This window comes from Nevskiales bacterium (genome assembly GCA_035574475.1).
GTDB lineage: Bacteria > Pseudomonadota > Gammaproteobacteria > Nevskiales > DATLYR01 > DATLYR01.
Map to the genome: position 1 here is coordinate 1 of DATLYR010000137.1, position 2,929 is coordinate 2,929.

At 69.5% G+C, this 2,929-nt stretch carries 3 protein-coding genes; all 3 read right to left on the bottom strand.

All coding sequences use genetic code 11. The annotated features are described in order from the left end of the window. Window positions 1-449 (bottom strand): potassium transporter TrkG (locus VNJ47_07970; GenBank protein HXG28770.1); only part of this gene is annotated, 449 nt, incomplete at its 3' end. A 13-nt stretch (window positions 450-462) separates the two neighbouring features. Continuing rightward, a complete protein-coding gene (gene trkA / locus VNJ47_07975) occupies window positions 463-1,836 on the bottom strand; it encodes a Trk system potassium transporter TrkA (GenBank protein ID HXG28771.1) in 1,374 nt (457 codons plus the stop codon). Window positions 1,837-1,847: 11 nt separating this feature from the next. After that, the coding region (rsmB, locus tag VNJ47_07980) for a 16S rRNA (cytosine(967)-C(5))-methyltransferase RsmB (GenBank protein HXG28772.1) at window positions 1,848-2,929 on the bottom strand (1,082 nt) is incomplete at its 5' end.

Genomic DNA, 2,929 nt, shown 5'->3' on the forward strand with positions numbered 1-2,929 from the left:
ATCGCCACCGCCAGCACGATCACGCCCATGCCGCCGATCCAATGCAGCTGGGCGCGGTAGTACAGCAGCGACTTCGGCAGGTCGTCCAGCCCCGTGACGGTGGTCGCGCCGGTAGTCGTGAGGCCGGACACGGACTCGAACATCGCGTCCGTGAAACTGTGCCAGGCCTCGTTGGCCAGCAACAACGGAAAAGCGCCCACCAGGCTCAGCACCACCCAGAAGAGCACTACCACCAAGCAACCGTCACGCAGCCGCAAGTCGCGCTCGGCGTGTCGCGTCGGCCACCACAGCAGCAGCCCCAGTGCCAGCGTCAGGCCCAAGGCCTCGACGAACGGCGCCAGCGCGCCGTCCTGGTAGTACAGGGCGACACCGATGGGCGGAATCAGGGTGAGGCTGAACAGCGCCACCAGCATACCGAAGATGCGCTGGACGTTGGCGAGATTGAGCATGCGAACCGGAGGATCAGACGAAGGTCACGCCGACCTGGAACAGGCGCTCGACTTCCTTGGTCCGCTTCTTGTCCACGATGAACAGGATCACGTGGTCTTCGGCCTGGATGACCGTGTCGTGGTGGGCGATGATCACTTCCTCGTCGCGCACGATGCAGCCGATGGTGGTGCCCGGCGGCAGCTTGATCTGGTCGAGCCGGCGCCCGACCACGCGCGAAGTGCTGGCGTCGCCATGTGCGATGGCCTCGATCGCCTCGGCCGCGCCGCGACGCAGCGAGTGCACGCGCACCACGTCACCGCGGCGTACGCGCGCCAAAAGTGCCGATACCGTGGACTGCTGCGGCGAGATGGCGATGTCGATCGCGCCACCCTCCACCAGATCCACATAGGCCAGGCGGTTGATCAGCGACATCACCTTGCGCGCGCCCAGGCGCTTGGCCAGCATCGCCGACAGGATGTTGGCTTCGTCGTCGTTGGTCACCGCGCAGAACACGTCGGTGCTCTCGATGCTTTCCTCGGTCAGCAGCTCCTCGTTGGCGGCATCGCCGACCAGTACGATGCTGCTCTTGAGCTGCTCGGACAGATAGCGCGCGCGCACCGGATCGTGCTCGATCAGCTTGACCTGGCAGTGGTCCTCCAGCGCCAGCGCCAGGCGCAGACCGATCTTGCCGCCGCCGGCCAGCAGCACCCGCTTGACCGGCCGGTCCAGCTTGCGCAGCTCACTGATCACGCGCGTGATGTCCTTCTTGGCGGCGACGAAGAACACCTCGTCCTCGGCCTCGATGACCGTGTCGCCCTCGGGGATGATCGGGCGGCCGCGGCGGTAGATGGCCGCCACGCGCGTGTCCACGCCCGGGATGTGCTCGCGCAGGGTGCGCAGCTCCTGCCCCACCAGCGGGCCGCCGTAGTAGGCCTTCACGCCCACCAGCCGCACGCGGCCGTCGGCAAAATCCACCACCTGCAGCGCGCCGGGATACTGGATCAGGCGGCTGATGTAGTCGGTCACCAGCTGCTCGGGACTGATGCACATGTCGATCGGCAGCGCGTCGTCGCCGAACAGCTTGCTCTCGCGCAGGTACTCGTTGGAACGGATGCGCGCGATCTTGGTGGGCGTGTGGAACAGCGTATTGGCCACCACGCAGGCGATCATGTTGGTCTCGTCCACCTCGGTGACCGCGATCAGCATGTCGGCGTCGTCGGCACCGGCGTCCCGCAGGATGACGGGCGAGGCGGCGTGGCCGCAGACGGTGCGAATGTCGAGCCGATCCTGCAGTGCCTGCAGCAGGCCGGGCTGGTCGTCCACCACCGTCACATCGTTCGCCTCGTTCGCCAGGTTCTCGGCCAGCGTCGCGCCGACCTGCCCGGCTCCGAGGATGATGATTTTCATGCGCCGCGACTTTACCCCTGGGGGGGATGGCCTGCAAGCCGGCGCAGTCTGGCGTAATAGAAACCGTCCATGCCGTCCGACCCGGCGGCGATGCGCCGCCCCGCCCCGCAGACCTCGCCCCAGCCGGCCTCGATCGGCCAGGCCTCGGCGTCGGCGTGCGCGCGCAGGAAGCCCGCGATCACGTCCTCGCCTTCCGCGCGCAGCAGCGAGCAGGTGGCATAGAGCAGCACACCGCCGGGCGCGAGCAGCGGCCACAGCGCATCGAGCAGCCGCCGCTGCGCCTGCGCCAGCGCGGCGATGTCGCTCGCGCGGCGCAGCCATTTGATGTCGGGGTGGCGCCGGATCACGCCGGTGCCGGAACAGGGCGCATCCACCAGAATCCGATCGAAGGGCCGGCCATCCCACCATCCGCGCGGCGTCGCGGCATCCGCAGCCTGCAGCCCTGCGTGCAGGCCCAGCCGCTGCAGCGTGTCCTGCACGCGCGCCAGCCGCGCAGGGTCGCGGTCCAGCGCCAGCAGCTCGACATCGGCCAGCTCCAGGATGTGCGCGCTCTTGCCGCCGGGCGCGGCGCAGGCGTCCAGAACTCGCAAACCCCGGGGCTGGCCACGTTCGAGATCCAGCAGGCCCGCCGCGAGCTGCGCCGCCGCATCCTGGACCGAGACCTCGCCCTCGGCAAACCCGGGCAGCCGCTCCACCGGCACGGCCTCCGCCAGCGTCAGCGCCTGGGGCGCATGGGGTGAAGGCGAGGCGGACAGACCCGCGGCCTGCAGCCTGGCCCGATACGCGTCGCGCGTCGTGCGGCGCGTGTTGACACGCAGGCACAGCGGCCCCGGTTGCTGGTTCGCGGCGAGGATCTCCGGCCAGCGCTCCGGCCAGTCCGCGCGCAGCTGCGCGACCAGCCAGTCGGGATGCGAATGACGGATGGCCGGATCCTCGGGTAGCGCGGCCTCCAGCCGAGCACGCTCGCGCAGGTAACGCCGCAGCACGGCATTGACCAGTCCGCGTGCGCCGGGCTGGCCGATGCGCGCCGTGGCGGCGACCGTCTCCGATACCGCGGCATGCGGCGGCACGCGCAGGCTGCGCAGCTGGTACA